Source organism: Acidiferrimicrobium sp. IK, assembly GCF_025499425.1.
Classification (GTDB): domain Bacteria; phylum Actinomycetota; class Acidimicrobiia; order Acidimicrobiales; family Palsa-688; genus Acidiferrimicrobium.
The window spans coordinates 77875-101743 of sequence record NZ_JAIMCB010000011.1 but is presented as its reverse complement, the minus strand read 5'-3'; the positions used below and the strand labels follow the sequence as shown (position 1 = coordinate 101743).

Annotated in this window: 23 protein-coding genes and 1 tRNA gene; 12 read left to right on the top strand and 12 right to left on the bottom strand. The window is 70.5% G+C overall.

Going from position 1 to position 23869, the window contains the following annotated elements:
• Positions 1 to 54: 54 nt before the first annotated feature.
• Both selA and selB read left to right on the top strand, forming a co-directional pair.
• Positions 55 to 1323 carry an L-seryl-tRNA(Sec) selenium transferase gene (selA, locus tag K6U06_RS17780; protein WP_262323301.1) on the top strand — a complete coding sequence of 423 codons (1269 nt, stop codon included), beginning with the start codon at positions 55 to 57 and terminating at the stop codon, positions 1321 to 1323.
• Complete coding sequence (gene selB / locus K6U06_RS17775) at positions 1290 to 3104, top strand: selenocysteine-specific translation elongation factor (RefSeq protein ID WP_262323300.1); 1815 nt, start codon at positions 1290 to 1292, stop codon at positions 3102 to 3104. Before selA ends, selB begins: the two co-directional genes overlap by 34 nt.
• Here selB and K6U06_RS17770 read toward each other — a convergent pair.
• Entirely contained in the window at positions 3028 to 4053 is a 1026-nt protein-coding gene (locus tag K6U06_RS17770) for an alpha/beta hydrolase (RefSeq protein ID WP_316044736.1), read from the bottom strand. The two genes, selB and K6U06_RS17770, sit on opposite strands and share 77 nt — an antisense overlap.
• Positions 4054 to 4147: 94 nt before the next feature.
• A complete protein-coding gene (locus K6U06_RS17765) occupies positions 4148 to 4402 on the bottom strand; it encodes a WhiB family transcriptional regulator (RefSeq protein WP_316044735.1) in 255 nt (84 codons plus the stop codon).
• Between the two features lie 198 nt (positions 4403 to 4600).
• Between K6U06_RS17765 and K6U06_RS17760 the strand changes: the two genes are divergently transcribed.
• Positions 4601 to 5602 (top strand): ArsA-related P-loop ATPase, encoded by a 1002-nt coding sequence (locus K6U06_RS17760; protein WP_262323298.1) that lies wholly within the window; start codon positions 4601 to 4603, stop codon positions 5600 to 5602.
• Positions 5599 to 6726: an ArsA family ATPase gene (locus tag K6U06_RS17755; RefSeq protein WP_262323297.1), complete on the top strand. Its 1128-nt coding sequence runs from the start codon at positions 5599 to 5601 to the stop codon at positions 6724 to 6726. Before K6U06_RS17760 ends, K6U06_RS17755 begins: the two co-directional genes overlap by 4 nt.
• A gap of 36 nt (positions 6727 to 6762) precedes the next feature.
• Here the strand turns inward: K6U06_RS17755 and K6U06_RS17750 are convergent, their stop codons facing one another.
• Positions 6763 to 7119, bottom strand: coding sequence for an STAS domain-containing protein (locus tag K6U06_RS17750; RefSeq protein WP_262323296.1), 357 nt, complete (start codon positions 7117 to 7119; stop codon positions 6763 to 6765).
• A 160-nt stretch (positions 7120 to 7279) separates the two neighbouring features.
• On the opposite strand from K6U06_RS17750, the gene K6U06_RS17745 reads away from it, so the two are divergent.
• Both K6U06_RS17745 and K6U06_RS17740 read left to right on the top strand, forming a co-directional pair.
• Entirely contained in the window at positions 7280 to 7714 is a 435-nt protein-coding gene (locus tag K6U06_RS17745; RefSeq protein ID WP_262323295.1) for a hypothetical protein, read from the top strand.
• Positions 7715 to 7790: 76 nt separating this feature from the next.
• Positions 7791 to 7868: transfer RNA gene (locus tag K6U06_RS17740), tRNA-Pro, on the top strand.
• A 96-nt stretch (positions 7869 to 7964) separates the two neighbouring features.
• Here K6U06_RS17740 and K6U06_RS17735 read toward each other — a convergent pair.
• A complete protein-coding gene (locus K6U06_RS17735) occupies positions 7965 to 8984 on the bottom strand; it encodes a hypothetical protein (RefSeq protein WP_262323294.1) in 1020 nt (339 codons plus the stop codon).
• A 396-nt stretch (positions 8985 to 9380) separates the two neighbouring features.
• On the opposite strand from K6U06_RS17735, the gene K6U06_RS17730 reads away from it, so the two are divergent.
• Positions 9381 to 9977: a DUF4389 domain-containing protein gene (locus K6U06_RS17730; protein WP_262323293.1), complete on the top strand. Its 597-nt coding sequence runs from the start codon at positions 9381 to 9383 to the stop codon at positions 9975 to 9977.
• Between the two features lie 36 nt (positions 9978 to 10013).
• On the opposite strand, the gene K6U06_RS17725 is transcribed toward K6U06_RS17730, so the two are convergent.
• Entirely contained in the window at positions 10014 to 10430 is a 417-nt protein-coding gene (locus K6U06_RS17725) for a hypothetical protein (protein ID WP_262323292.1), read from the bottom strand.
• 39 nt (positions 10431 to 10469) lie between these two features.
• A complete protein-coding gene (locus tag K6U06_RS17720) occupies positions 10470 to 11396 on the bottom strand; it encodes an LLM class F420-dependent oxidoreductase (protein WP_262323291.1) in 927 nt (308 codons plus the stop codon).
• 104 nt (positions 11397 to 11500) lie between these two features.
• Here K6U06_RS17720 and K6U06_RS17715 point away from each other — a divergent pair, with 104 nt between their 5' ends.
• Positions 11501 to 12358 carry a helix-turn-helix domain-containing protein gene (locus tag K6U06_RS17715; RefSeq protein WP_262323290.1) on the top strand — a complete coding sequence of 286 codons (858 nt, stop codon included), beginning with the start codon at positions 11501 to 11503 and terminating at the stop codon, positions 12356 to 12358.
• A 76-nt stretch (positions 12359 to 12434) separates the two neighbouring features.
• Here K6U06_RS17715 and K6U06_RS17710 read toward each other — a convergent pair whose 3' ends face one another.
• Together K6U06_RS17710 and K6U06_RS17705 are read right to left on the bottom strand one after the other, a co-directional pair.
• Positions 12435 to 12842: a hypothetical protein gene (locus K6U06_RS17710; RefSeq protein WP_262323289.1), complete on the bottom strand. Its 408-nt coding sequence runs from the start codon at positions 12840 to 12842 to the stop codon at positions 12435 to 12437.
• 10 nt (positions 12843 to 12852) lie between these two features.
• Positions 12853 to 15963 (bottom strand): hypothetical protein, encoded by a 3111-nt coding sequence (locus K6U06_RS17705; RefSeq protein ID WP_262323288.1) that lies wholly within the window; start codon positions 15961 to 15963, stop codon positions 12853 to 12855.
• A gap of 69 nt (positions 15964 to 16032) precedes the next feature.
• On the opposite strand from K6U06_RS17705, the gene K6U06_RS17700 reads away from it, so the two are divergent.
• On the top strand, positions 16033 to 16941 hold the full coding sequence (locus K6U06_RS17700; protein WP_316044734.1) for an NAD(P)-dependent oxidoreductase: 909 nt from the start codon (positions 16033 to 16035) through the stop codon (positions 16939 to 16941).
• A gap of 7 nt (positions 16942 to 16948) precedes the next feature.
• On the opposite strand, the gene K6U06_RS17695 is transcribed toward K6U06_RS17700, so the two are convergent.
• Entirely contained in the window at positions 16949 to 17482 is a 534-nt protein-coding gene (locus K6U06_RS17695; protein WP_262323287.1) for an Lrp/AsnC family transcriptional regulator, read from the bottom strand.
• A gap of 11 nt (positions 17483 to 17493) precedes the next feature.
• On the opposite strand from K6U06_RS17695, the gene K6U06_RS17690 reads away from it, so the two are divergent.
• Both K6U06_RS17690 and K6U06_RS17685 read left to right on the top strand, forming a co-directional pair.
• Positions 17494 to 18426, top strand: a complete 933-nt coding sequence (locus K6U06_RS17690; protein ID WP_262323286.1) for an EamA family transporter — start codon at positions 17494 to 17496, stop codon at positions 18424 to 18426.
• 3 nt (positions 18427 to 18429) lie between these two features.
• Positions 18430 to 19398 carry an aldo/keto reductase gene (locus K6U06_RS17685; RefSeq protein ID WP_262323285.1) on the top strand — a complete coding sequence of 323 codons (969 nt, stop codon included), beginning with the start codon at positions 18430 to 18432 and terminating at the stop codon, positions 19396 to 19398.
• Between the two features lie 187 nt (positions 19399 to 19585).
• Here the strand turns inward: K6U06_RS17685 and K6U06_RS17680 are convergent, their stop codons facing one another.
• From K6U06_RS17680 to K6U06_RS17670, 3 genes are all read right to left on the bottom strand, one after another.
• Complete coding sequence (locus tag K6U06_RS17680; RefSeq protein ID WP_262323284.1) at positions 19586 to 21967, bottom strand: excinuclease ABC subunit UvrA; 2382 nt, start codon at positions 21965 to 21967, stop codon at positions 19586 to 19588.
• Positions 21968 to 22029: 62 nt separating this feature from the next.
• Positions 22030 to 22428: a VOC family protein gene (locus K6U06_RS17675; RefSeq protein WP_262323283.1), complete on the bottom strand. Its 399-nt coding sequence runs from the start codon at positions 22426 to 22428 to the stop codon at positions 22030 to 22032.
• A gap of 64 nt (positions 22429 to 22492) precedes the next feature.
• The gene (locus K6U06_RS17670; RefSeq protein ID WP_262323282.1) at positions 22493 to 22903 is read right to left on the bottom strand and encodes a helix-turn-helix transcriptional regulator; all 411 of its coding nucleotides are present in this window, start codon (positions 22901 to 22903) and stop codon (positions 22493 to 22495) included.
• Between the two features lie 39 nt (positions 22904 to 22942).
• On the opposite strand from K6U06_RS17670, the gene K6U06_RS17665 reads away from it, so the two are divergent.
• Positions 22943 to 23836, top strand: a complete 894-nt coding sequence (locus tag K6U06_RS17665) for an oxidoreductase (protein WP_262323281.1) — start codon at positions 22943 to 22945, stop codon at positions 23834 to 23836.
• The last annotated feature ends 33 nt before the right edge of the window (positions 23837 to 23869 follow it).

The window sequence follows — 23869 nt, the reverse complement described above, 5'->3', positions numbered from 1 at the left end:
GTCACCCCGGGCCGAATCGCCCGCGTTCGCCGGCGGCGTTCCTACCATCGGGCCATGCGCCCACCGTCGGTCGACTCGCTGGCCCGAAGCATGACTGACGTGGACCTGCCCCACCCGCTGCTCGTGGACGCGGCCCGGGCGGCCATAGCCGCGGGCGACCCGGGGTCCGCCCGCTCGCGGGCTGAGGCGATGGCCGCCGCGATCCTCCGTCCGGTCATCAACGGCACCGGCGTGCTGCTTCACACCAACCTGGGCCGGGCGCCCAGCCGCCCCTCCCCGGTCTCCGGAGCAGCCCGCTACGCCAACGTCGAGCTGGATCTGGTCACCGGCACCCGGGGCTCCAGGGACCGCCACGCCGCCGGGTTGTTGGCCCGAGCCGCCGGGGCGGAGGCAGCCATGGTCGTCAACAACGGCGCGGCCGCGATCCTCCTCGCGCTCGCGGCCGTCGCCGGCGGCCGGGAGGTGGTGGTGAGCCGGGGTGAGCTGGTGGAGATCGGCGGTGGTTTCCGCATCCCTGAGGTGCTGGCGTCCTCCGGGGCCCGGATGGTGGAGGTCGGCACCACCAACCGGACCCGCCTGGGCGACTACCGGGCGGCGCTGAGCGACGACACCGCGGTGTGCTTGAAGGTCCACCCGTCGAACTACCGGATCGTCGGGTTCACCGAGGAGGTCACCGTCGGCGCCCTCGCCGGTCTGGGGCCTCCGGTCGTCGCCGACCTCGGTTCGGGGCTGCTCGACGCGGCGACGCCTTGGTTGGGAGGCCCGCAGCCGTGGCTGGCCGGGGAGCCGGCGGTGCGCCAGACGCTGGCCGCCGGCGCGGCGCTGGTCACCTTCTCGGGGGACAAGCTGCTCGGCGGTCCGCAGGCCGGCGTGGTCGCCGGGCGGGCCGACCTGGTGGCCCGCTGCGCCCGTCACCCTCTGGCCCGGGCTCTCCGGCCGGGTGGGCTGACGCTCGCGCACCTGCAGGAAACGGCGCTGTCGTACTTGCGGGGTGACGCGGCGAGCCTGCCGCTTTGGGCGATGGCCGCCCGCAGCGTGGCGTCGCTGCGGGCCCGGGCCGAGGCGCTGGGCGTCGGCGACGTCGTCGACCTGGCCGGGGTGTTCGGCGGGGGCACCCAACCGGGACGGGAGGTGCCCTCGGCGGGGGTGGCGCTGGCCGGGGACCACACCGCGGCGCTACGGGCGTGGGAGACGCCGATCGTCGCCCGGGTCACCGACGGCGCGACGGTGATCGACCTGCGCACGGTGGACCCCGACGACGACGGGACGGTGGGGAAAGCCCTCGCCTCGTGCGGGTCGGCCGCCGCGGCGGGCGACGCCTGACCGTGCATGTCGTCGCTACCGCCGGTCACGTCGACCACGGAAAGAGCTCGCTCGTCGCGGCGCTCACGGGGATCGACCCTGACCGGTGGGCGGAGGAGAAGGCCCGGGGCCTGACCATCGACCTGGGTTTCGCCCACGGGAGCATTGCGGGACACGACGTGTCGTGGGTCGACGTGCCCGGGCACGTGCGGTTCATCCGCAACATGCTCGCCGGGGTCGGAGCGCTCGACGCCGCGGTGCTGGTCGTGGCCGCGACCGAGGGTTGGAAGCCGCAGTCCGAGGAGCACCTGCGGATCCTCGACCTGCTCGGCGTCGCGGCCGGCGTAGTGGCGCTGACCAAGGCCGACCTGGTCGACTCCGACCGGGTGGCGGAGGTGGCCGGCGACGTGGCGTCCCGGCTGGAGGGTACGGGGCTGGCCGGCGCCGCCATGGTGCCCGTCGACAGCCTCTCGGGGCGAGGCCTGCCCGACCTGGACGAGGCGCTCGGCACGCTGCTCGAGGGGACCCCCACCGCCGCCGACCGGGGACGCCCGAGGCTGTGGGTGGACCGGTCGTTCTCGGCGTCGGGGGCGGGGACCGTGGTCACCGGCACCCTGGCCGGCGGGCGCCTGAGCGTCGGTGACTCGCTGGTCGTGGTCCGCAAGACCGGCGGCCCGCTGGCGGTGCGGGTCCGGGGTCTGCAGGTCCACGGATCGCCCCGCTCCGAGGTCGCCCCGGGGCATCGGGTGGCGGCCAACCTGAGCGGGGTGGCCCACACCGGGATTGGCCGGGGAGACGCTTTGGTGCGCGACGGGCAGTGGGCGCCCACCCGCACCGCGGACGCCTCGCTGAGCGTCCTCGCCGCCCTCGACCACCCCGTCTCCAGGCGGGGGGCGTGGGAGGTGTTCGCCGGCACCGGCGCGCTGGCCGCCTCGGTGCGGATCCTCGGCCCCGACGCCCTCCAACCCGGCGAAACGGGCCTGGTCCGGCTCCACCTACCGGCGCCGGTGCCGTGGCTGCCCGGCGACCGTTACATCCTGCGCGAGCACGGGCGGGGCGAGACCGTCGGAGGCGGCGAGATCCTCGACGTAGACCCGCAGCTCCCCGCGGCGCAGGCCCGGCCCGACCGTCGCGTCGCCCGGGTCGTGGCCGAACGAGGATGGGTCGACGCCGGGCTGCTCGAACGGCTGACCGGCGAGACGGTGGCGCCGACGGTGGGCCGCTGGGTCGTGGACCCGGAGGCGCTGGCGAAGGCCGGGGCCGATCTGCGGGACCGGGTCGAGGGCGCCGGCCCCTACGGGGTCGACCTGGCGGCCCTCGACGAGCGGCTGCGGGCGGTGGCTGGGCGCACCCAAGGCGTCGAGGTCCGCGGCGGGTCGGTCGTACCCGCGGCCGGGGACAGCGGACCGGGGCGGGCCGACTCCTCGGTGCCGCCGGGAACCGAGCGGTGGCTGGACGCGCTGGACGCGGCACCGTGGGCGCCCCCACCGCCGGGCGACTACCAAGTGGCCCGCCCAGCGCTGCGCCAGCTGCTGCAGTCCGGCGTCGTCGTAGAGCGCGACGGCGTCTGGTGGTCAGCGGCGGCGATGGCGTCGGCCGCGGCGGAGGTGGCGGGCCTGCTCGAACGGTCCCCTCAGGGGGTCACGGTGGCGGAGGTGCGCGACGCCCTCGGAACGTCACGCAAGCACGTCCTGCCCCTGCTCGCCCATCTCGACGCGACAGGCGTCACCCGCCGGCGCGGCGACGTGCGGATCGCCGGGCCGCGCCTGCCTGCCGTCGGTCCGGGCCCGACATCCGGCTGATCCCCTCCCTGCGGGCCTGCGCCGGGACGTCGGCGGCCGGCACCGCGCCGACCTCCCCGGCTACCGCGGCCAGCGGCGGGAACGCCGCCTCCATCTCCCGGGCCGACCGGGCCACGCTCAGCGAGTTGCGCATGACCTCCCCGAACGCGTCAGGGTCGGCCAGCAGCCACGAGTGACGGCCCGGCACGACCTCGCCGGTGGAACCGATCGCGGCGCACAGCGCCTCGAAGCTGGCTCGGGGGATCACTGTGTCCTTGTCGCCCCACAGCACCACCACGGGTATGCGCCGGACCTTCAGGTCCAACAGCTCGGCGGTCAGGTCGGCCCGGCGGGCCAGCTGCCCAGCCCGCCACAGGGCGAGGGGGTTGCAGAGCATGTTGGGCAGCGCGTCCTCGAGCATGGCCTGCAGCATCCCGCCGACCCCCCTGAGCGGGAGCAGATCGCCGGGGAAGTGCAGGCCCCAGTCCCACAGCGGGCGCTCCGACATCGACCGGACCTTGCTGCCGGCCTTCAGCCAGGTGGCCCCCCCAACCGAGTTGACGAGGACCAGGTACCCGACCCGGTCGGGGTGGTCGTGAGCCAACTGCACCGCCACTGCACCACCGAAGCTGTGTCCGACCGCGAAGACCGGCTCGTCCACGCCGACCGCGTCGAGGAAACCGGCGGCCCACCGGGCGTAAGCGTCGACGCCGAACCCCTCGCGGGGGAGGTCAGCGCTGCCCCCGAACCCGGGCATGGCCGGGGCGAACACCCGGCAACCCTGTTTGATCAGCCGCTTGAGAGCCCGCTTGTAGGCGTGATGGCCGAGCGCCCAGCCGTGCAAGAACAGCACCGGGAGGCCCTCGCCGGCGACCCCGTAGTTGGTCCGCCTGCCACCGACCATCGTCGAGTGCCACACCAGGTGGTCGGCGACCTCGTCGCCACCAGAACCGGGATCGGCACCGTCCATCGCCGAAGCGTAACCGGCCCCGCGAAATTCCCCGTGGTCATCGGCGGAATTGGGCGGTTCGCCCCCCGGGGGGCGCCCCGAGCTCCCCTGGCCGCTACCGGCCGGTCATGGGCCGGCGCTCGGTCTCGTTGAGGCCGCCCCAGATGCCGTGGGGCTCCCGGATGCGCAGGGCGTAGTCGAGGCAAGGCCGGCGTACGGGGCACGCGGCGCAAATGGACTTGGCGCGCGCCTCGCGCGCCTCCCGGTCGTCCTTGCGCTCGAAGTGGGCCGGCGGGAAGAACACCGCCGCCTGAGGGCCGCGACACGACGCCTTCGCCTGCCACAGATCTTCGACGTGCTGAACACTCACTGCAACCATCCCCCTTATTCACCCCGAACGCTATAACCCGACGCCGGCCTGGACAAGGGTCAGTTTCCCGGCAGCTACCCCCTGACCAGCACTTTTCGCCGTCTTCGCACTACCGGCCAGGGCTGAGTACGCTCGCATGGGTGCCCCCGCCGGGTGGCGCCAGAGCCAGGTTTGAGCCCTACAGCGCGCAGGAGGCATGTGGACCCGAGGGCGTTTTGCACCCAGGCCCGGGTGCTGGTCGTAGCCGGCAAGGGCGGGGTCGGCAAGACCACGGTGGCCGCGACGGTCGCCCTCGTCGCCGCCCGCGCCGGGCTGCGGACCCTGCTCATCGACGTGGAGGGGACCGCGGCGCTCCCCGCTCTCTTCGGCCACCACCAGCCGCTCGGCTACCACGAGGTGGTCCTGGCCGAGGCCGGCGGCGGCCCCGACGAGGTGGGGCTGGCCGCTCCGATCCGGGCCCGCAGCCTGACACCCGACGACGCCCTCCTCGAGTACCTGGAGGACCACGGCATGCGCCGGATCTCCAAGCGGTTGACCTCGACGGGCACCCTGGACGTGATCGCCACAGCGATCCCCGGGATCAAGGACCTCCTGGTGCTCTCCAAGGTGAAGTCGATCGAGAAGGGAGCGTCGGAGCGAGGCTCGACGTCGGGGCCTGACCTGATCGTGGTCGACGCGCCAGCCGCCGGGCACGCGGTCACGTTCCTGGCCAGCGCCCGCGGCCTGACCGACGCGGTCACCGTCGGCCCGATCAGGTCCCAGGCCGGCGAGGTCCTCGACATGATCTCCGACCCGTCCCGGTGCCGGGTGCTCCTAGTCACCCTCCCCGAAGAGACCCCGGTCAACGAGGCGGTCGAGACCGCGTTCCTCCTAGAGGACAAGGCCGGCGTGATGCTGGCGCCGATCGTCGTCAACGGCGTTTGGCCCCGCCTCGGGTTGGGCGACGCCGGCCCGGTGGCGGAGTCGCTCGACGTGCGCCTCACCGAAGCGGAGGTCGCGTCGCTGGGACGGGCCGCGTCCTTCCGCCGGCACCGCCAAGACCTCCAGGCCGCCCAGGTGGCCCGCCTGGCTGAGGGTCTGCCGCTGCCGCAGCTGACCCTGCCGTACCTCTTCGCCACCGATCTGGGCGGACCCGAGCTGCACACACTGGCCGACGCCCTCGAGGACCAGATCATGACCCTGCCCGAGGGGACGTTGTGAGCCCGGCCGGCGGTGACCTGGGCGCGTTGGTCGACCAGCGCTCGGTGGTGATCTGCGCCGGTCCGGGCGGGGTGGGCAAGACCACCACCGCCGCTGCGCTGGCCTACGAGGCGGCCCGCAGGGGACGTCGGGCGGTGGTGGTCACGATCGACCCGGCCCGCCGCCTAGCCGACGCGCTCGGTCTCGACGCCCTCACCAACGACCCCCACCAGGTGCCCGCCACCTGGGACGGGCCAGGCGAGATGTGGGCGCTGATGCTCGACGTGAAGACCACGTTCGACTCCGCGGTCACCCGCAACGCTAAGAGCGCAGCCCAGGCGCAGGCCATCTTGGACAACCGGCTGTACCGCAACATCTCGGGGGCGCTGTCGGGCACCCAGGAGTACATGGCGGTCGAGAAGCTCTACGACTTGACCCTCGACCCCCGCTTCGACCTGGTGGTGGTCGACACGCCGCCCACCCGCCACGCCCTCGACTTCCTAGACGCCCCGGCCCGGCTGCTGCGGTTCCTCAACAACCGGTTCTTCCGGGTGCTGATGATGCCGACCCGGGCCAGCCTGCGGGCGGTCAACTTCGCAACCCAGACCCTGCTTAAGACCATCTCGCGGGTGGTGGGCGGCGACGTGGTGCGCGACGCGGTGGCGTTTTTCACCGCCTTCGAGGGGATGGAGCAGGGTTTCAGGGACCGGGCCGGGAAGGTCGAGGCGCTGCTGGCCGCGCCGGGCACCGCGTTCGTGGTGGTGTCGGCGCCGAGGCGCGACGCGGTCGAGGAGTCGCTGTTTTTCGCCCGGCGCCTACAGGAGTCCGGCCAGCACGTCGCTGCGCTGGTAGTCAACCGGCTGTTCCCCAACTTCGGGGGGGTGCCGGCGGTGACGTTGTCGTCGAAGGGGGAAACGCCCGCCGACAGCGACGCCGCCCGGGTCCTCGAGGAGCTGCTGGTCAACGCCCGCGACCTCGACGCCATCGCCCGGCGCGAGGAGCAGTACGTCGGCACCCTCACCCGCCGGGTCAGCGGCGCGGTGCTGGCCCGGGTCCCCTACCTCGACGACGACGTCCACGACATTGACGGGCTGGCCCGCGTCGCGTCGTACCTTTTCCCGCAGCCGGGGGCCTCGGCGGGCTGAGGGCGGGCGGGCACCCGGGGAACCTTTCTCCGACGCCTAAGCCTCCTGCTGCTCCTGGTTGTCGAGGGCTGAAACCGCGTCCTCGACGGTCTCGGCCACCGTCACGATCCGGTCGAAGCCGGTCGTGCGCAGCAGACGGACCAAAGTCGGGCGGTTGCACGCCACGGCCACGTCCCCGCCCAACTCCCGGACCCGGCGGATACCGCCGATCAGCGCTCCGAGCCCGGCCGAGTCGACGAAGGGCACCCCCGACATGTCGATCAGCAATCGGTGGCTCGAGGCCATCTCGGCGAGGGACTGGCGGAACTGGCTGACGGTGAACGCGTCCAGTTCGCCGACCGGCCGGCAGATCGTGTAGCCCTCGGGCGTGGTGTCCTGCTGGATGGTGAGCACAAAACCTCCTGGTCAGAGACACCCACACTCCCGCGGCGACGACCGGCGGCGAGGGGAGCGACCGGGTGCAGGCATCTCGAGACCCCCTCGGGCCTCGGTCAGATGGTACCCACGGACACCGAGATGGTACCCCCGGTGGGCGCGGCGGTAGCCTCGCCCGGTGCCTGACGTGCTCATCGCCACAGACGCCGATTCCGTCTACGAGGACCTCTGGGCGGTGCTCGGCGGCCCCGGGACCACGGTCCGCTGGGTCCGCAACGGCGCCGACGTCCGCCCGGCGCTGGCCGCCCAGCCCGCCGACCTGGCGATCGTCGACATGCAGGTCGGGGCGATGGGCGGCGTCGCGGTCGCCCTCGATGTCCGCCTGGAACAAGACGCCGGGCGGCTCGACCCCTGCGCGGTGCTGCTGGTCCTCGACCGTCGGGCCGACGTGTTCCTCGCCCGGCGCTCCGGGGTGGCCGGCTGGCTGATCAAGCCCCTCGACCCGATCCGCATCCGGCGGGCGGTGGCGGCCATCCTGGCCGGAGGGACCTGGGAGGATGACTCCTACATCCCCGATCCCGTCGCCGCACCGTTCGAGGGCCAGGCCTCCTAGCCGGCCAGATCGCCCGCCAGTCGCTCGCGGCTCTCGCTGTGCCCGGTTCGGGGGCGTCGGCTAGTGTCTTCCGGACCGGGAAGTAGCGCAGCTTGGTTAGCGCGCAGCGTTCGGGACGCTGAGGCCGCGGGTTCGAATCCCGCCTTCCCGACCAGCTCGTCGGCAGAAGCGGCAGTCAGATCGACGGCGCTCCGCTCTGGCCAGCACTCACCGCCCCGCTGATCGTCGCTCGTCCTCAGGATTCGGGAGGTCAGGTTGACGCGCCGACCGGACCCGTAGGGGCGTGTGAGACGACGTTGACCGGCGGGGTGTATTGACCTGGACCACCAAGGATCGGTCCGATGCCGGTGGTAGCGGTGGCCCAGGGGCCGCCGCAGCCGAGGAGCCCGCTGTATGTGAGGGTGTACGGCGCCTCGATGACGGCTTCCATGCTCCACCGCCCGGTCCTGGCGTTGCCCCCTGCAGATAGAGACGGTCCCGAGATCCCGGCGAGGTAGGGGTCGCACGCTGGCCGTTGGTAGCGGAAGGTGAGCGTCTGCCCCTGAAGGGAGATCATCTGCCAGGGGATCGAGACCGACTGGGCGGCGCTGCTCACCGACGGGCCTTCGGGCCGGAAGTCGCAGACCTGCGAGCGGCTCCGGTAGTTGAGGACCTTGGTCCCACCTCCTTCCACTACCACAACCAGATAGCCCGGCGACCAGCTGCGCACGGGCGCAGTGGCGGCGACCGCGGTCGCCGACCTCATCAACGGGCAAAACAGGGTGCCCTGCTTGATAACCGCTACCCAAGCCGGCATGTCTTGCACCCCCGAGGCGAGTCCGGGGACGATCGACACCTCGGCCAACCCGCCGTCGCCGTCCCAGCCACTGCCCTGGACGCGAGTGTCCGAGCCCACCAAGACCCTGGCCTTGGCCTGGGTGATCTGCAGCGCCAGGTCCCGCGGAGCTGGCCGGATGGTCAAGGCGCCGCCGTCAAGGATCACGGTCCGGGTGAACCTGCCGGCCGCCACCTCGCCGGCTGCGGGGCCGGATCCGGCGGGCACCGTGACGGGAGGTCCGGTGGCCGCCAGTGCGCCTGTGGTGATCCGCTTTGGATGGATTCCTGAAGAGTCCGCAACGGGGACGGTGGCGGCCGCGACAACGCCCAGCGCACCCACGACGGCCGGCAGCTTGCGGGCGCACCGGCGCAGGTCGCTGGCGGACTGCTCTTCGGCGCTTCGCTGCTCGAGGTGGGGCCGGGCACCAGCGCCAGCCCGATCGCCCGTCTTCATCCACAGTGTCCTCACCACCCATGAAAGTCGCGCCCGAGCTCTGCGGTTTACTCCTCAGCAGGGTTTTCTTTCGCCCCAACTCGTCTGCGACGGAGGGAGGCATCTCGTCAACGCAACCAGTCTCAATAGCCACCCAAACTGGGCGCAGCCCCGACGCGTGGCGGGGGGTGCCGTCCCGGCCAATACCCGAGCGGCAGCCGGTCCATGGCCGCCACCTGCCCAGGAAGCGTGTGGGGGACAAATCTGTCGTGGCGCTCGAACGGGGCTTGTGTCACACTCTCGTTCGTACACGCAGGGGCACTTTGGGCAGCACCCGACGGAGGGCAGACGATCATGGCGTATCCCAGTCCCGGAAGTTCGCAGGGCGGTGGCATAGTGCCGCCGGGCAGCAGCGAAATGGCGATTACATCGTCGCCTGATTACCCAGTCACCGCCGGACTCGAAGCGCCCCTGACAGTGGCCCGCTGGCGGGTCATCGGCAACTACATCCTCGCCATTCCCCACCTCGTGGTCCTCTACGTCCTCCAGATAGTGGCCCAGCTCGCGGTCGTCGCCGCGTGGTTCGCCATCCTGTTCACCGGGCGGCTCCCCTCCGGGATCGGCGAGTTCGTCGCCGGCGTCCACCGCTATCAGTACCGCGTGCTCACCTACACGTTCTTCCTCCGCGAGGAGTACCCCGCCTTCGGTGTGCCGAGCGGATACTCCGACCCCGGCGGCGACCCGGCATGGTTCAACGTGGTGCCGCCCGAGCGGTTCTCCCGTGCGGCAGTGTTCTTCCGTGGCCTGCTGGCCATCCCGCAAGTGCTCTACGGGATTGTGGTCAGCGTTGTGCTGTTCGTGGCCTGGATCGTGGGGTTCTTCGCCGTGCTGTTCACCGGCCGCTGGCCGGAGTCGTGGCGTCGGTCGATCCTCGGGGCGGTGTTCTGGTCAGTTCGCTTCAACGCCTGGTATTCGTTGCTGGCTGACCCCTACCCCCCGTTCGTGATGCGATAGGCAACGAGACCGAGGATCACCACCGCAAGACGAGGATCACGGCAAATCTCGCGCCACGAGCGGCACCATTCGCGAGTCCTCTAGCGCAGCCGTGCGGTGGCCGACGCCGGCCATGTAGCTCTCGTCAGACGCGAACCCAAAGAAGTCGTTGACGCTCGCCTGTCGGATCAGCATGACCAGATCCCAACGTTCCTCCCCCGGCCCCACGAAGACAGGGCCGCCTTCGGCGAAGAAGTCCACAGTCCCCCCGGAGGAGTGTAGGAACGGGATCGTGTGCCGGACGTACCGGTCATACGCGGCGCGGCCAGAGATCCGCTCCGGGGGAGCCAGCCCCGGCGAAGCGCTGTAGTCCGCCCACTCGCGGAACCGGAGCATGTTCAGCATGGTGAACGGACCGTCGATGTTGCGCTCGAGCAGTCGCCGGACGCTCGCGTCGGTTGGGTCGAGGTGCACGATGTCAACGTAGCCAACGGCCACCCACCCCGGGCCGCCCTAAACGGCGCTTGGCAGGGCGTGGACGTCAGGGACGATCGCCGCCACCCAGTCGAGGGTCGCCTCGTCCCAAGGTCGCCGGGGGCTCACCATGGCATGCTCGATCCCCAGCTCTCCAAGCGCGGCCAGGTGTTCGACGACGCGCGTTGGGTCGCCATCCGGGTCGATGAAGGTGGAGACCGTCTTCTCGATCTGGCCGTAGTCGCGCCCGACGTCCACGCAGTGAGCCTGGAGCACGTCGAGCTTGTGCGCCAGGTCGTCGGCGAACCCGGTGCCGGGGAGATCGAACAGGTTGCACATGTCGCCGTGGCGAGCGACGAGCCGCAACGTTTTTCGCTCCCCGCTGCCGGCGATCAGGATCGGCGGGTGGGGCCGCTGCAGCGAATTCGGGGAGTTGAGCGGTCGAAGCAGCCGGTAGTGGGCCCCGTCGTATGGTGCCTCGTCGCCGCTCCACATCTGCAGGGCGATCTGCACCACCTCCTCCAGCCGTTCGAACCGTTCGGCGAGTGGCGGGAACGGTATGCCCAACCCGTAGGCCTCGAAGTCGCCAGGCGAGCGCCCGGCCGGAAGCTCGTTGAACGGCGCCCCGGCACCTACACCGAAGATCATCCGACCGCCGCTCAACACGTCGATCGACGTCACGGCTTTGATCAACACGCCGGGATGGCGGTACGCAACCGAGGTGACCATCGTGCCGAGCCGGATCCGCCGGGTCTCGCCAGCCAGGAACGCGAGGACCGCGTAGGCCTCGAGCAAGGGGGCCTCAGGGGGCTGCCCGGTGATCGGGATCTGGAAGAAGTGGTCCATGGTCCATAGGGTGTCAAAGCCAGCCTCGTCGGCCCGGCGGGCCAGGCGGGACAGCAACGGCCCCATCGCCTCCGCCTCGGTCCCCATCGGAAAGCCGCCCATCGAGACGCCGAGTTTCATACCCACGATGGTGATGGATGAGGATCAAAGCAGCCAGGTCCCTCTGCAACCGTGGGACTCTCAGTACCACCCAAACCTCTATTGCTGGCGGCAGAATCAGGGGGGTGCAGTCAGGTGACGGGCTCGGCTCCTACCTCCAAGCCTGGCGTCGCCGGCTCCAACCGGTGGATGCGGGCGTGTCAGCCCGGCCGTCGCGCCGCGCTGCGGGTCTGCGCCGGGAGGAGCTGGCGTCGTTGGCCGGTATCTCGGTCGACTACCTGGTCCGTCTCGAACAGGGTCGGGCCACCAACCCCTCCACCCAAGTGCTCGCATCCCTGTCGCGAGCGTTGCGCCTGACCGTCGAGGAGCGCGATCACCTCTACCTGGTGGCCGGGCAAGCACCGCCGAGGAAGGCGGCGGCGGCCACCCACGTCCCGCCTAGCGTGCAGCGACTCATGGACCGTTTGTCCGACCTGCCGGTTGGTGTTTACGACCCGGCCTGGACGATGATCACCTGCAACGCCGCATGGGTATCGCTCATGGGGGAACCGCCGGCGGCCCGCGGCTGGGAGCGCAACCTGGTCTGGAGGACCTTCACCGGAGGGTCGAGCCGGGTCCGCAAGACCGCGAGGGAAGCCGACGACTTCGAGCGGAATGCCGTCGCCGACCTGCGGCGGGCAGCCGGCACCTATCCCGACGACGCGCAGCTGCAGCGGCTCGTCGACGACCTCCATGAGGCCAGCCCCAGGTTCGCTCGCTTGTGGGACGAGCGGGTCGTCAACACCGTCGACTCCGAGGGAAAGACGGTCGTTCATCCGGAGGTCGGTCCCATCACCCTCGACTGCGATGTCCTCACCGTGGCCGGTTCGGATCTGAGGCTCGTCGTCTACACCGCTGAACCGTCGAGCCCCGACGCCGACCGCTTGCGGCTGGCTCAGGTCGTCGGCCTTCAGAGGTTCGCGCCTCGCCACCCGCCGCACTGAGCTGACCAGCCCTTTCCGGTACGCCCGGTCGAGGCCTTTCGCGAGTCACGAAGGGACTTCGCGCTAGCGACCGAGCTCACTCCACGCTGGGAGCGACCCGCTTCGAGGTGCCCGCCGCGGGCCGCTCGGCGGTGCGTATCGCGGCAAGCCGGTCGCGGGCTCGGATCAGCCACGCGACCGCTTCGGCCTGGGTGTACACCCGCTCCGCAGCGCCGGCTTCCTCATGGATGAGCGGCACCCAGCCGTGCGTTCGGATCAACTCGACGAGGTCGTCTGGCGGTTCGGCGACCACCGCGCCGAGGACCTCGATGACCTCGTCGGCGAAGGGACCGGGGCGGGCGGCGAGGGTGCGCCAGATCGACTCGAGCTGGTCGTCGTCGTTGTCCTGCCAGAGCAAGACCAGCGCGCGGGTGAACGCCTCGCGGAGGGTGATCCCGTGCTGCTCCTCCTCGGGGTTTTGGGCCAGGCTTGCGTACAGGGTCACGACGGGCCGGTCATTGGTACGCGTAGGCGCTGTTGATCACGAACCCGCCCTTGGTGTCCATGCCGATGATCCGGAGGTGGACCCCGGTGATGGGAGCGAACACCGTGAGCGTGGTCGGCTCAACCGGGATCCGGTTGTCGGGGCCGCCCCCGAAGGTCTCGAAGGCCGCAGTCGGCTTGTTCTGCCTGATTACGTAGCCTTCCCGGGCCCAGATCACGCCGTTGTCGTTGGGGAAGTACTTGCGACCACCCTTGCCGCCGTCGTACTTCGGTTTGGCTTGCTGGTTTTCGAAGGAACCGACGCCGTTGCGGTCGTAGAGCCCGTTGGGGCCGCCCCCGCCGGTGGTCTTCAAAGACACCAGGTGGTTGGCTGCGACTGGCCGGTCGATGGCCACGGGGTTGCCCTTGGTGAGTTGGCTGCGCAACCACGGCCAGTTCGCCGGGTTGGCACCGACGTAGTCGTTCAGCGCCGCTTGGACGGCAGCCTTGCCCGACGCCGGGGATTTGAAGGCGCTGGCCTTCCCTTCCGAGGTCGGGCTGTAGCACGCCCGTGCCGCCAGTTTGTAGGGAGTGTTGATCGTGCCCCCACCGCCGATGGTGTGCATGCTGTTGGTGTGTGCCGCCCCGGTTGGGTCGAGGGCATCCTCGGCGGAAGGCAGCCCGATCGGTCGAGGCGCTGCGCCGTGCTGGTGGGCGAGGATCTGCTGGACGATGGCGGGGATGACGTCAGGCTTGCCGCACAGCTCGGCTACCGCCAGCTTCTGACGACGAACCGCTTCCTCCGGGGTCTCGGCGTTGCGGACGGCGGGGTTGGCGTCCAGCCAGAGGTTGTCGATGCTGCGGGTGCGGGGGTCTTGCCCATCGGGGTACTTCGCCAGGTGGGAGACCTTGTCTTGGGGCCTCGGACCGGTCAGCACGCTGACGGCGTGAGCATGGATCTCCGGCCCGGTCAGGATCTTGCTGCCTCCGACCTCGGTGATCGACGCGTCGGCATCCCCGCCGGGAGCGGTGATGAAGCCTCGGAGGTACATGACCCGATTGCGGATGGCGCTGCCGTCGAGCCCGGCGCTGCGCATCGCCTTGAAGGTGGCGTGGATAGCGGCTGCCGGGGTGGCATCGGCTACGAAGACGTCGGTGATCAGCTCGAGCTTGTCGGCCGCCGGCATTGGATTGAGCCACGTGCTCACCTCGACGATTTGCCCGCCGTCCAGCCCGGGCAGTGCGATCAAGAAGGCACTCACCTGCGGGATGGTGAACCCGGCCAGCTGCGGGGACTGAAGGACGACCTTGACGGTGGCCGCGGCAGGCGTATCGGCGCCCTCGCTCTCCATCTCGTCGACCAGCGCCGTGACGTCTGCGGCTCTGCGGCCGGCCTTCATCCCTTCTTTCACCAGCTTCGCGAGCAGCAGCACGTCGGTTTTGGCCGGGTAGCGGACGAAGAGCTTGGTCAGCTCGGCCAGATCGGCTACCGGTAGGGATGGCTCGGCGACGATGACCTCGGCCATGCGAGACGCCGACACACCGTCTTTGGCCAGTTCGGCCAGCTCGGTTAGCACCGGTTGGGTGGCGTAGAGGGCCACGTTGCGGGCGGGCAGCAGGTCCAAGACGACGCTTGCCTTGCACGCGGCTGAACGCTGAACGGCGGCGTAGAGGGCCACATCGGACGCGGACACCTTGGGGTCGACGGTGGCGAGCGCGGCGGTCACCTGAAGGTCGGCGCCCCCAGCGATGGCGCCAGCCATGACGGCGAGCTCCGCTTCGCTGCGGGTGGCGCTGAGCATCGTGAGCAGCCCCAGGGCGGCCGCCGGCTTGAGCCCGGAGGGCTTTAGCGCTTCCAGGTAGGGCCTGATGGCGGCCATGCTGCCGGCGAAGCGAGGCAGGGTAAGCAGCGTCGAGAGGTTGACTTCGCCGCCGGCCATCGCCCGCAGGGAGCGCCGAGCCTCGATGTCGGCTCTCGACTCCGCCACATCGGTGCCGGCGGTAGTGACCGCGAGCTCCTTCAGCGGTACCGCGTCGGCTGCCAGCTCGTGTTCCTCGCCGATGGCGGCGACCGACGCCACGAGCTCCTCGATCTCGTCGGCGGTGTCGCGGCGGGCCTGCTCGACGTCGGCTATGTCGATGAGTAGCTGGGCTTGCAAGGGAGCCGGGTCCACCGCCGGAACGAAGCCACCGCCGGCGCCCACCGCCGCCAAGTCCCTCGACATGGTCGCAACGTAGGTCCTCAGGTAGTCGGCTTCCTCGGTGAGCTCACCGGCCAGCTGACGAGCAGCGTCTAGCTTGGCCCTCTCGTCCTGGGAACCCTTGGCCAGCGACGCGACCTTGGCCCGAGCCTCGACGACCTCGGCGAGGCGGGCCGCTTGCGCCGAGAACTTGACGGCCGCGGCGGCGGCCGAGACGGCGGCGGCCTCCTGCGCACGCACCTCCGCGGCCACGTCGGGAAAGGCGGCGACCGCATTGACCAGCTCCCCGAGCTTGACGGCCGCGGCCTTGGCAGAGGTGGAGGCGGCTTCGGCGGCTTTGGCCGCGGCGCCCGCCAGCTCGGGGGTCGCTGCTTTCTGCATGTGGGTGGCGGACTCGAGGGCTTGGGTCTCGGCGCTCTCGAGCAACGCGGCGGCCCCCTTGGCCCGGGTGGCGGCCTCGCTTTTGGTCAGCGGCTTCTTCGCTCCGCCCACCGCTACTGGTGGCGGCGTGACGGCACCAGACCCCTTCTTCTTGCTCTTCTTGTTGCCAACCGGCGCCGGCCCGTAGACGTCGTAGAGCTTCTTTTTGTTGTTGGGGTTGGGACGCTGCGCTTCTTTCAGCTTCACGTACCCCTCGGGCGGCTGCTCGTCGCCACCATGCCACGTGTACTCGTTGCCCGCTTTTTCCCAGTAGGCCCGCTGCACGACGGGTCGCCCCGATCCGCCGACCGCGGCTTTGCCCGACAGAAGTTGGACCACCGCCGCGTTGCCGGCGCTGCGCTGCACCCCGAGGATCCCCGACGACGTCAGCAGTCCCCGGCGGAGCGGCTCGGTCGGTACCGGCTCGGGGGTGTGAGCGGCCAGCCGCTCCTGACCGGCGCGTCCGCCTGGTGAGTCTCTCCCAAGGGGGCGGTCAGCTCCCCGGTCCCCGTTACCGCCCACGGCGGGAGTCTTCCCTGGATAGCCACACGTGTCAACGTCACTTTGACTCGTCGGGAGTACAGTCAACCCGTGAAGGTGTTCCTTTTGGGGGGAACCGGGGCGATCGGGCGCTACGCGCTCCCGGGGCTTGTCTCGGCGGGGCACGACGTGACCGCACTGGCTCGCACACCTGAGAAAGCCTCGGCCGTGCGAGCTCGAGGAGCGGCTCCGGTGACAGTGTCGATGTTCGACCGCGACGCCCTGACCAAGGCCTTCGCCGGCCACGACGCCGTGGTGAACCTGGCCACCTCGATGCCGTCCACGGCGACGTTCGTGCTTCGCCGGGCGTGGGCCGAGACCGAACGAGTGCGTACTGAAGGCTCGGCCGCAGTAGCCGACGCCGCGGTAGAGGCCGGCGTGGGACGGCTGGTTCAGGAGTCAGTGAGCATGCTCTATCCCGACAGCGGGGACCGCTGGGTGGACGAGACCGCGGCGACGGACCGCTACCCCAACGCCATCGGCAACCTGGCCGCCGAAACCAGCGCCCTGCGCTTCGGCGCGGCGGGCGGAAGAGCCGTGGTCCTCCGGTTCGGCCTCTTCTACGGGCCCGGCGCCCGTCACAGCGAGCAGTTCCTGTCCCTCGCCCGCCACCACGTCCTGCCGGTCATGGGTCCACCGGACGCATACCTGTCCTCCATCCACGTGGCCGACGGAGGAACGGCGGTGACCGCAGCGCTCCACGTCGCCGCCGGGATCTACAACGTCGTCGACGACCGGCCGCTGACCCGGCGCGAATACGCCCGAGCGCTGGCCGAGGCTGCCGGCCAACGGCCGTGGGTTTCGGGCCCGGGGCGGATGGCCGGGCTGCTTGGTGACCGCCTGACCTCCTTGACCCGTTCACTGCGGGTCAGCAACCGGAAGCTGCGCGACTCCAGTGGCTGGCGGCCCCGCTACCCCAGCGCGGTCGAGGGTTGGAGCGCGACCGCCCTGGAGGTGTGAGCGCAGCTCACCGTCCCGCGAGCGGCAGCGGCCGAGGGGGGACGGGCGCCGAGTGGACGATCGACGTGGTCGTGCGGCCGTAAGGGGCGAAGCGGTCGAGCACAGCCTCGAGGTCGTCGATCGACCGCAGGTGCAGCACCATGAAGTAGCAGTCCTCGCCGGTGATCCGATAGCACTCAGTGATCTCGGGGATCCCCGCCGCCGTCTCGGGGATCCGCGGCAGATCCCGGCTGGAGGGGCTCACCCTGACGATGGCGCGGATGGTGTAGCCCAGGGCCCGAGGATCCACCTCGGCGCGGTAGGAGACCACGCCGGAGTCCTCCAGGCGGCGCAGTCGTTCGGCCACAGCCGGCGCCGACAGTCCGACCCGTCGTCCGAGCTCTGCGGTTCTGGTTCGGGCGTCGGCTGTCAGAGCTTCCAGGATCGCCCGGTCGACGTCGTCAAGCGAAACGAAGGTCGCTCCGCTCCCAAGCTTTTGTTGTTTAGGCAACCGTGGCGGGCTTCCGTTGTAGTGGTATTCCCTTGCGGGCTTCACATTCATAGCGTGGACCTGTGCAGCCGGGAGCGCAAGGCCGGATCGAACGGATTCCAGCCACCTCGTACTTCTTTACCAGCGCGGTGTTCCACTATCTCGGGCCGTCCATGGCCGTGCTGCTCTTCGCCCGGGTCGACGTGCTCGGCGTGGTGTGGTTCCGCATCGCCACCGCCGCTGTGGTCTTCGCCGCCTGGCGGCGGCCTTGGCGGCTCGTCCGCCGGCTGTCGGTACCGCAACGGTGGAGGCTCGTCGCCCTCGGCGTCCTCCTCGCGGCCATGAACCTGGCGTTCTACCTGGCCATTGACCGGCTTCCGCTCGCCACTGTCGGCGCCATCGAGTTCTTGGGCACCGTCGTGCTAGCCGCTCTCGGTGTCCGCACACGACGCAACGCCTTCGCTCTTGCCATCACCGTCGGAGGCGTCGGCGCCTTGAGCGATGTGGCGCTTGTCGCGCACCCGCTCGGCGCGGTCTTGGCCTTCGCCAACTGCGCGGGGTTCATGGCCTACATCGTTGTGGCCCACCGAATCGCCAACGCCACCCCGCCCGGCCGGGACAACCAGGTGTCTACAGACGGCATCGATCAGCTCGGCGCGGCGATGATCGTCGCCGCGCTGGTCGTGAGCACGTTCGGCGTCGCGGGGGCGTCCCCAGCCTTCGGCCGCCCCCCGCTCGTCCTTGCCGGCATCGGTGTCGGTGTCTGCTCGTCGGTCATCCCCTACGTCACCGACCAACTGGCCATGGCCCGCCTTCCCAGGGCGACGTTCGCCCTGATGCTCGCCCTCCTACCGGCGTGCGCCACCGCCATCGGACTGGTCGTCCTCGGGCAGGTACCGACAGCGCTCGACGCCGTGGGCATCGGGTTGGTCATCGCTGGGGTGGCCGTGCATCAACCCGCTGCGACCGATCAAAGAGCTCGGCCAGAGGCAGCGGGCTCGAAGCAAGAGAGGTGACAGATGCACCACGTGCGGCTGGGTTCGTCGGGGCTCACGACCTCCCGGGTCGGACTCGGCATGATGAGCTACGGCGATCCTCGGAGTCAGAGTTGGGCGCTTGGCGAGGACGACGCCGAGCCGATCGTTCGCAAGGCCGTCGATGCCGGTATCACGCTGTTCGACACAGCGGACATGTACTCCGGAGGAGCCAGCGAGGTGATCACCGGTCACCTGCTCGCCAAGCTGTTCGAACATCGGGATGACTACGTCCTGGCCACCAAGGTGTACTACCCCACCGGTCCAGGTCCGAACGATCGAGGCCTGTCGCGCAAGCACATCCTGTCGGCCATCGACCGGTCGCTCCGACGGCTCGGCACGGATTACGTAGACCTCTACCAGGTTCACCGGTTCGATCCGAACACGCCCGTCGAGGAGACCATGCAGGCGCTCGACGACGTGGTCAGGGCAGGAAAGGCCCGATACGTCGGGGCGTCGGCGATGTACGCATGGCAGCTCGCCAAGCTCCAGCACTGCGCCGCTCTGGGCGGCTGGACCCGCCTGGTGTCGATGCAGAACCGATACAACCTGGTGAACCGCGAGGACGAACGTGAGCTGATACCCATGTGCACCGACTCCGGGATCGGGCTGGTCCCCTACAGCCCGCTCGCCAGAGGGCTGCTGGCCGGGACCAGGGAGCGCGCCGGCACCCGCCACACGGCCCGAGCAGCGGGGTCAAGCCGGGACCGACCAGAGGACTTCGATGTACAAGACGCTGTGCGCGTCGTCGCATCCGGTCGCGGCGTGCCTCCCGCGTGCGTCGCTCTGGGCTGGCTGCTCGGCCGCCCAGGGGTCAGCGCGCCGATACTCGGCGCCACCGCCGAGCGTCACATCGACGACGCCGTCGCCGCCCTGCACCTCCACCTCGACGAGGTGGAGGTATCGACCCTCGAGCGGCCGTACGCGCCCCGCCTGATGTCCGACTACTCATAGCCACGCCGGCTACTCGGAGACGCACCGATGGGGCCTGGTGGCGGCTCGAGACTCGACCGCCAGTTGCCCACTGCGGTCGGTGCGCGAGTGGAGCTCGAAGGCGGCCGGCCTGAGCGGCCTGCCCGCCTCGAGACTCGAGCGCCAGTTGCCCTCGCCCGACTGTGCGGAAGTGGTGCTTGGATACGGCTCAAGCGCCGACGTAGGCCGCAAGGTGCTCGCCGGTGAGCGTGGAGCGGGCCCCGGCCAGGTCCGCCGGCGTGCCCTCGAACACGACCCGACCCCCGTCGCGCCCGGCGCCGGGACCGAGGTCGATGATCCAGTCGGCGTGGGCCATGACCGCCTGGTGGTGCTCGACGACGATCACCGATTTGCCGGCGTCGACGAGACGGTCGAGCAGACCGAGCAGCTGGGCGATGTCGGCCAGGTGGAGACCGGCGGTCGGCTCGTCGAGGACGTACACCCCGCCGCGGTCCGCCAGGTGGGTGGCCAGCTTGAGCCGCTGGCGCTCACCGCCGGAGAGGGCGGTGAGCGGCTGGCCGAGGGTGAGGTAGCCGAGCCCGACGTCGGCCAGGCGCTCGAGGACCGCGTGGGCGGCGGGCGTGCGCGCCTCCCCGCCCCCGAAGAACGAGCCGGCCTCGGCGACCGACATCGCCAGCACCTGGCTGATGTCGCGCCCGGCCAGTCGGTATTCGAGCACCGACGCGTCGAACCGCTTCCCGTCGCACTCGTCGCAGGTGGTGGCCACGCCGGCCATCATCGCCAGGTCGGTGTAGACGACCCCGGCGCCGTTGCAGTTGGGGCACGCCCCCTCGGAGTTGGCGCTGAAAAGCGCCGGCTTCACGCCGTTGGCCTTAGCAAAGGCTTTACGGATCGGTTCTAGCAGCCCGCTGTAGGTGGCGGGGTTGGAGCGGCGCGAGCCGCGGATCGGCGCCTGGTCGACCGACACCACGCCCCGTCCGGGGGGGATGGAGCCGTGTACCAGCGAGCTCTTGCCGGACCCGGCAACGCCGGTGACGACGACCAGCACCCCGAGAGGGATGTCGACGTCGACGTCTCGAAGGTTGTGGGTGTCAGCGCCGCGGATCTCGAGGGTCCCCGTCGGCCGGCGCACCGCCGCTTTGAGGGAGGCGCGGTCGTCGAGGTGGCGGCCGGTGATCGTCCCGCTGGCCCGCAGGCCGGCGACACTCCCCTCGAAGCACACCGTTCCCCCGCCGGTCCCGGCGCCCGGGCCCAGATCGATCACGTGGTCGGCGACGGCGATGATCCCGGGCTTGTGCTCGACGACCAGCACGGTGTTGCCCTTGTCCCGCAAGCGGAGGAGGAGGTCGTTCATCCGCTGGATGTCGTGAGGGTGGAGACCGGTGGTGGGTTCGTCGAAGACGTAGGTGACGTCAGTCAGCGAAGAGCCGAGCTGGCGGACCATCTTGACCCTCTGCGCCTCGCCCCCCGACAGGGTGCTCGACGCCCGGTCGAGGGACAGGTAGCCGAGCCCGATCTCCGTGAACGAGTCGAGGGTGGCCCCCAGCGCGTCGAGCAGCGGAGCGACCGACGGCTCCTCGATGCCGCGGATCCAACCGGCCAGATCGCTGATCTGCATCGCGCACACGTCGGCGATGCTGCGGGTGGCGATGCGCGACGAGCGGGCCGCCTCGTTGAGCCGGGTCCCGGCGCAGTCGGGGCAGGTGGCGAAGGTGACCGCCCGGTCGACGAACTCCCGGACGTGGGGCTGCATCCCCTCCCGATCCTTGGCGAGCATGGAGCTGCGGATCCGGGGGATCAGCCCCTCGTAGGTCATGTTGATGCCGGCGATCTTCATCCGTACCGGCTCGTGGTAAAGGAAATCCTGCAGCTGCTTCTCGGTGTACTCGCGGATCGGCGTGTCCGGGTCGACGAAACCCGATGCTGCATAGAGCCGGTAGTTCCAGCCGCCGGAGGTGTAACCGGGGATGCTCAACGCGCCCTGAGCGAGGGACTTGGAATCGTCGAACAGCTCCGCCAGGTCGATGTCGGAGACCCGCCCTCGACCCTCGCACACCGGGCACATGCCCCCCGCTCGGGTGAAGGTCTTGCGGACGGTCTTGGCCGCGCCTCGCTCGACGGTGATGGCGCCGCTCGCCCGGACCGGGGCGGTGTTGAAGGAGAACGCGTTGGGCGGACCGAGGTGGGGGCGGCCCAGCCGGCTGAAGAGGATTCTCAGCATCGCGTTGGCGTCGGTGGCGGTGCCCACCGTCGAGCGGGGGTCGGACCCCATCCTCTGCTGGTCGACGATGATCGCGGTGGTCAGCCCCTCGAGGACGTCGACGTCGGGACGGGCCAGGGTCGGCATGAAACCCTGCACGAACGCGCTGTAGGTTTCGTTGATCAACCGCTGCGACTCGGCGGCGATCGTGGAGAACACCAGCGAGCTCTTGCCCGAGCCCGACACCCCGGTGAACACCGTCAGCCGGCGCTTCGGGATGTCGACGCTGATGTCTTTCAGGTTGTTCTCCCGGGCGCCGTGCACGCGAAGCACGTCGTGGCTGTCGGCGGGGTGTGCCGGGGGGAGTTGTCGATCCTGAACCTTTCCCATCGTCTCTCTTCGTAGATCGAGCTTCGTGCGAGGTCGAGTGTTGCCCGAGGCGGAGCGGCCGCTCAGGCCTGGGCGATGCGCACCAGGTTGCCGGAGGGGTCGCGGACCGCGCAGTCGCGGGCGCCCCACGGTTGCGACGCCGGCTCCTGCAGCACCTCCGCCCCCGACGCCCGGACCTTCTCGAACGTGGCGTCGAGGTCGTCGGTTCGAAAGATCGCCGCTTGCAGCGACCCCTGCGTGACCAGCGCCAGGAGGGCGTCTCCCTCGGCCTGGGACCGGCCGCCGTGAGGCTGGGACAAGACGATGTCGACGTCCTGGCCGGGGGCGCCGACGGTCACCCAGCGGAACCCGTCGGAGGAGACGTCGGCGCGTACCTCGAGACCGAGGGCATCGCGGTAGAAGCCGAGGGCCGCGTCAGGATCGTGGACCGGGATGAACATTGCCGAGACGGTGAGTGCCATGCCCCAACCGTACGGGTGGGGCTCCCCGGCCGCTTCTCCGTTCCTGCTCGACTACCAGAAGTGCTCAGACAGCCGCGGTGCTGCGGCGGGGTCGGGTCCCAGCCCGGGCCACGCACGACGGGACGACCTCGAGGTGGCTGTGGTCGCGCCGGCGGTACCTAGATGGCGTCACGCCGACGATCTCGGTGAAGCGCGAGCTGAACGAGCCGAGCGAGGTGCAGCCGACCGCCATGCACGTGTCGGACACCGACATCCCTCGACGCAATAGCGCCTTCGCCCGCTCGATCCGCCTGGTCATCAGGTACGAGTACGGAGTCTCGCCGTAGGCGGCGCGGAACTTGCGAGAGAAGTGCGCCGGCGACATCAACGCGACGGCGGCCATCGCCGGGACGTCGAGCGGCTGCGCGTAGTCGCGGTCCATGCGGTCACGGGCCCGGCGCAGGTGCGCCAAGTCGGCGATCTCCGCTGGGGTCACCGCGCCGAAGGTAGCCGGCCCCCGCCTACATTGACGGCAATGCCCCAATCCCGCTGGACCGCCGCCGACCTCCCCGACCTCCACGGGCGCAGCGCCATCGTCACCGGCGCCAACAGCGGCATCGGGCGGGCGGCCGCGAAGGCGCTCGCCGGCGCCGGCGCCACGGTCACCCTTGCCGTGCGTGACACGGGCAAGGGCCACGCCGCGGCGGAGGCGATGACCGGCGATGTCGTGGTCCGGCAACTGGACCTCGCGGACCTGGCGTCGGTGCGATCGTTCGCGAAGGACACCCCCGGGCCCGTCGACATCCTCGTCGACAACGCCGGGGTCATGGCCACCCCCGAAAGGCGCACAGCTGACGGCTTCGAGCTGCAGATCGGCACCAACCACCTGGGCCACTTCGCCCTCACCAACCTGCTCCTGCCGCGCATCACGGACCGGGTGGTAGTCGTGTCCTCCGGCCTGCACCGCAGCGGGAAGATCGATCTCGACGACCTCAACTGGGAACGCCGCTCCTACAAGCCGTGGAAGGCGTACTCGCAGTCCAAGCTGGCCAACCTGCTGTTCGTGCTGGAGCTCCAGCGTCGCCTCAACCAGGCCGGGTCGAATGTCCGGGCCGTCGCCGCCCATCCCGGGTACGCGGCCACCAACTTGCAGGGAGGGACGAGCAGCCCGATCTCCAACCTGTTGGGGGTGGTCGGCAACCTGCTCATCGCGCAGAGCGACACCATGGGCGCGCTCCCGACCCTCTACGCGGCGACCGAGGACCTCCCGGGCGGGATCTACATCGGCCCGAGCGGGTTCCAGCACATGCGGGGGTACCCGGGGGTGGACGTGCCGGCACGCCAAGCCCTCGACGAGGAGACGGCTCGCCTGCTGTGGGACCTCTCGGAGCGGCTGACCGGCGTGACGTGGCCGGCGGCCGTAGGTTGAGAGCGGCCGGGGGGACCGCGACCGGTTGAGCCT

What these genes read in the sequence shown, in the direction of transcription:
- selA (WP_262323301.1), top strand. Translation starts at nt 55, where the DNA reads ATGCGCCCACCGTCGGTCGACTCGCTGGCCCGAAGCATGACTGACGTG.
- K6U06_RS17770 (WP_316044736.1), bottom strand. Translation starts at nt 4,053, where the DNA reads ATGGACGGTGCCGATCCCGGTTCTGGTGGCGACGAGGTCGCCGACCAC.
- K6U06_RS17735 (WP_262323294.1), bottom strand. Translation starts at nt 8,984, where the DNA reads ATGAAGACGGGCGATCGGGCTGGCGCTGGTGCCCGGCCCCACCTCGAG.
- K6U06_RS17730 (WP_262323293.1), top strand. Translation starts at nt 9,381, where the DNA reads ATGGCGATTACATCGTCGCCTGATTACCCAGTCACCGCCGGACTCGAA.
- K6U06_RS17720 (WP_262323291.1), bottom strand. Translation starts at nt 11,396, where the DNA reads ATGAAACTCGGCGTCTCGATGGGCGGCTTTCCGATGGGGACCGAGGCG.
- K6U06_RS17695 (WP_262323287.1), bottom strand. Translation starts at nt 17,482, where the DNA reads ATGAATGTGAAGCCCGCAAGGGAATACCACTACAACGGAAGCCCGCCA.
- K6U06_RS17685 (WP_262323285.1), top strand. Translation starts at nt 18,430, where the DNA reads ATGCACCACGTGCGGCTGGGTTCGTCGGGGCTCACGACCTCCCGGGTC.
- K6U06_RS17680 (WP_262323284.1), bottom strand. Translation starts at nt 21,967, where the DNA reads ATGGGAAAGGTTCAGGATCGACAACTCCCCCCGGCACACCCCGCCGAC.
- K6U06_RS17675 (WP_262323283.1), bottom strand. Translation starts at nt 22,428, where the DNA reads ATGGCACTCACCGTCTCGGCAATGTTCATCCCGGTCCACGATCCTGAC.
- K6U06_RS17665 (WP_262323281.1), top strand. Translation starts at nt 22,943, where the DNA reads ATGCCCCAATCCCGCTGGACCGCCGCCGACCTCCCCGACCTCCACGGG.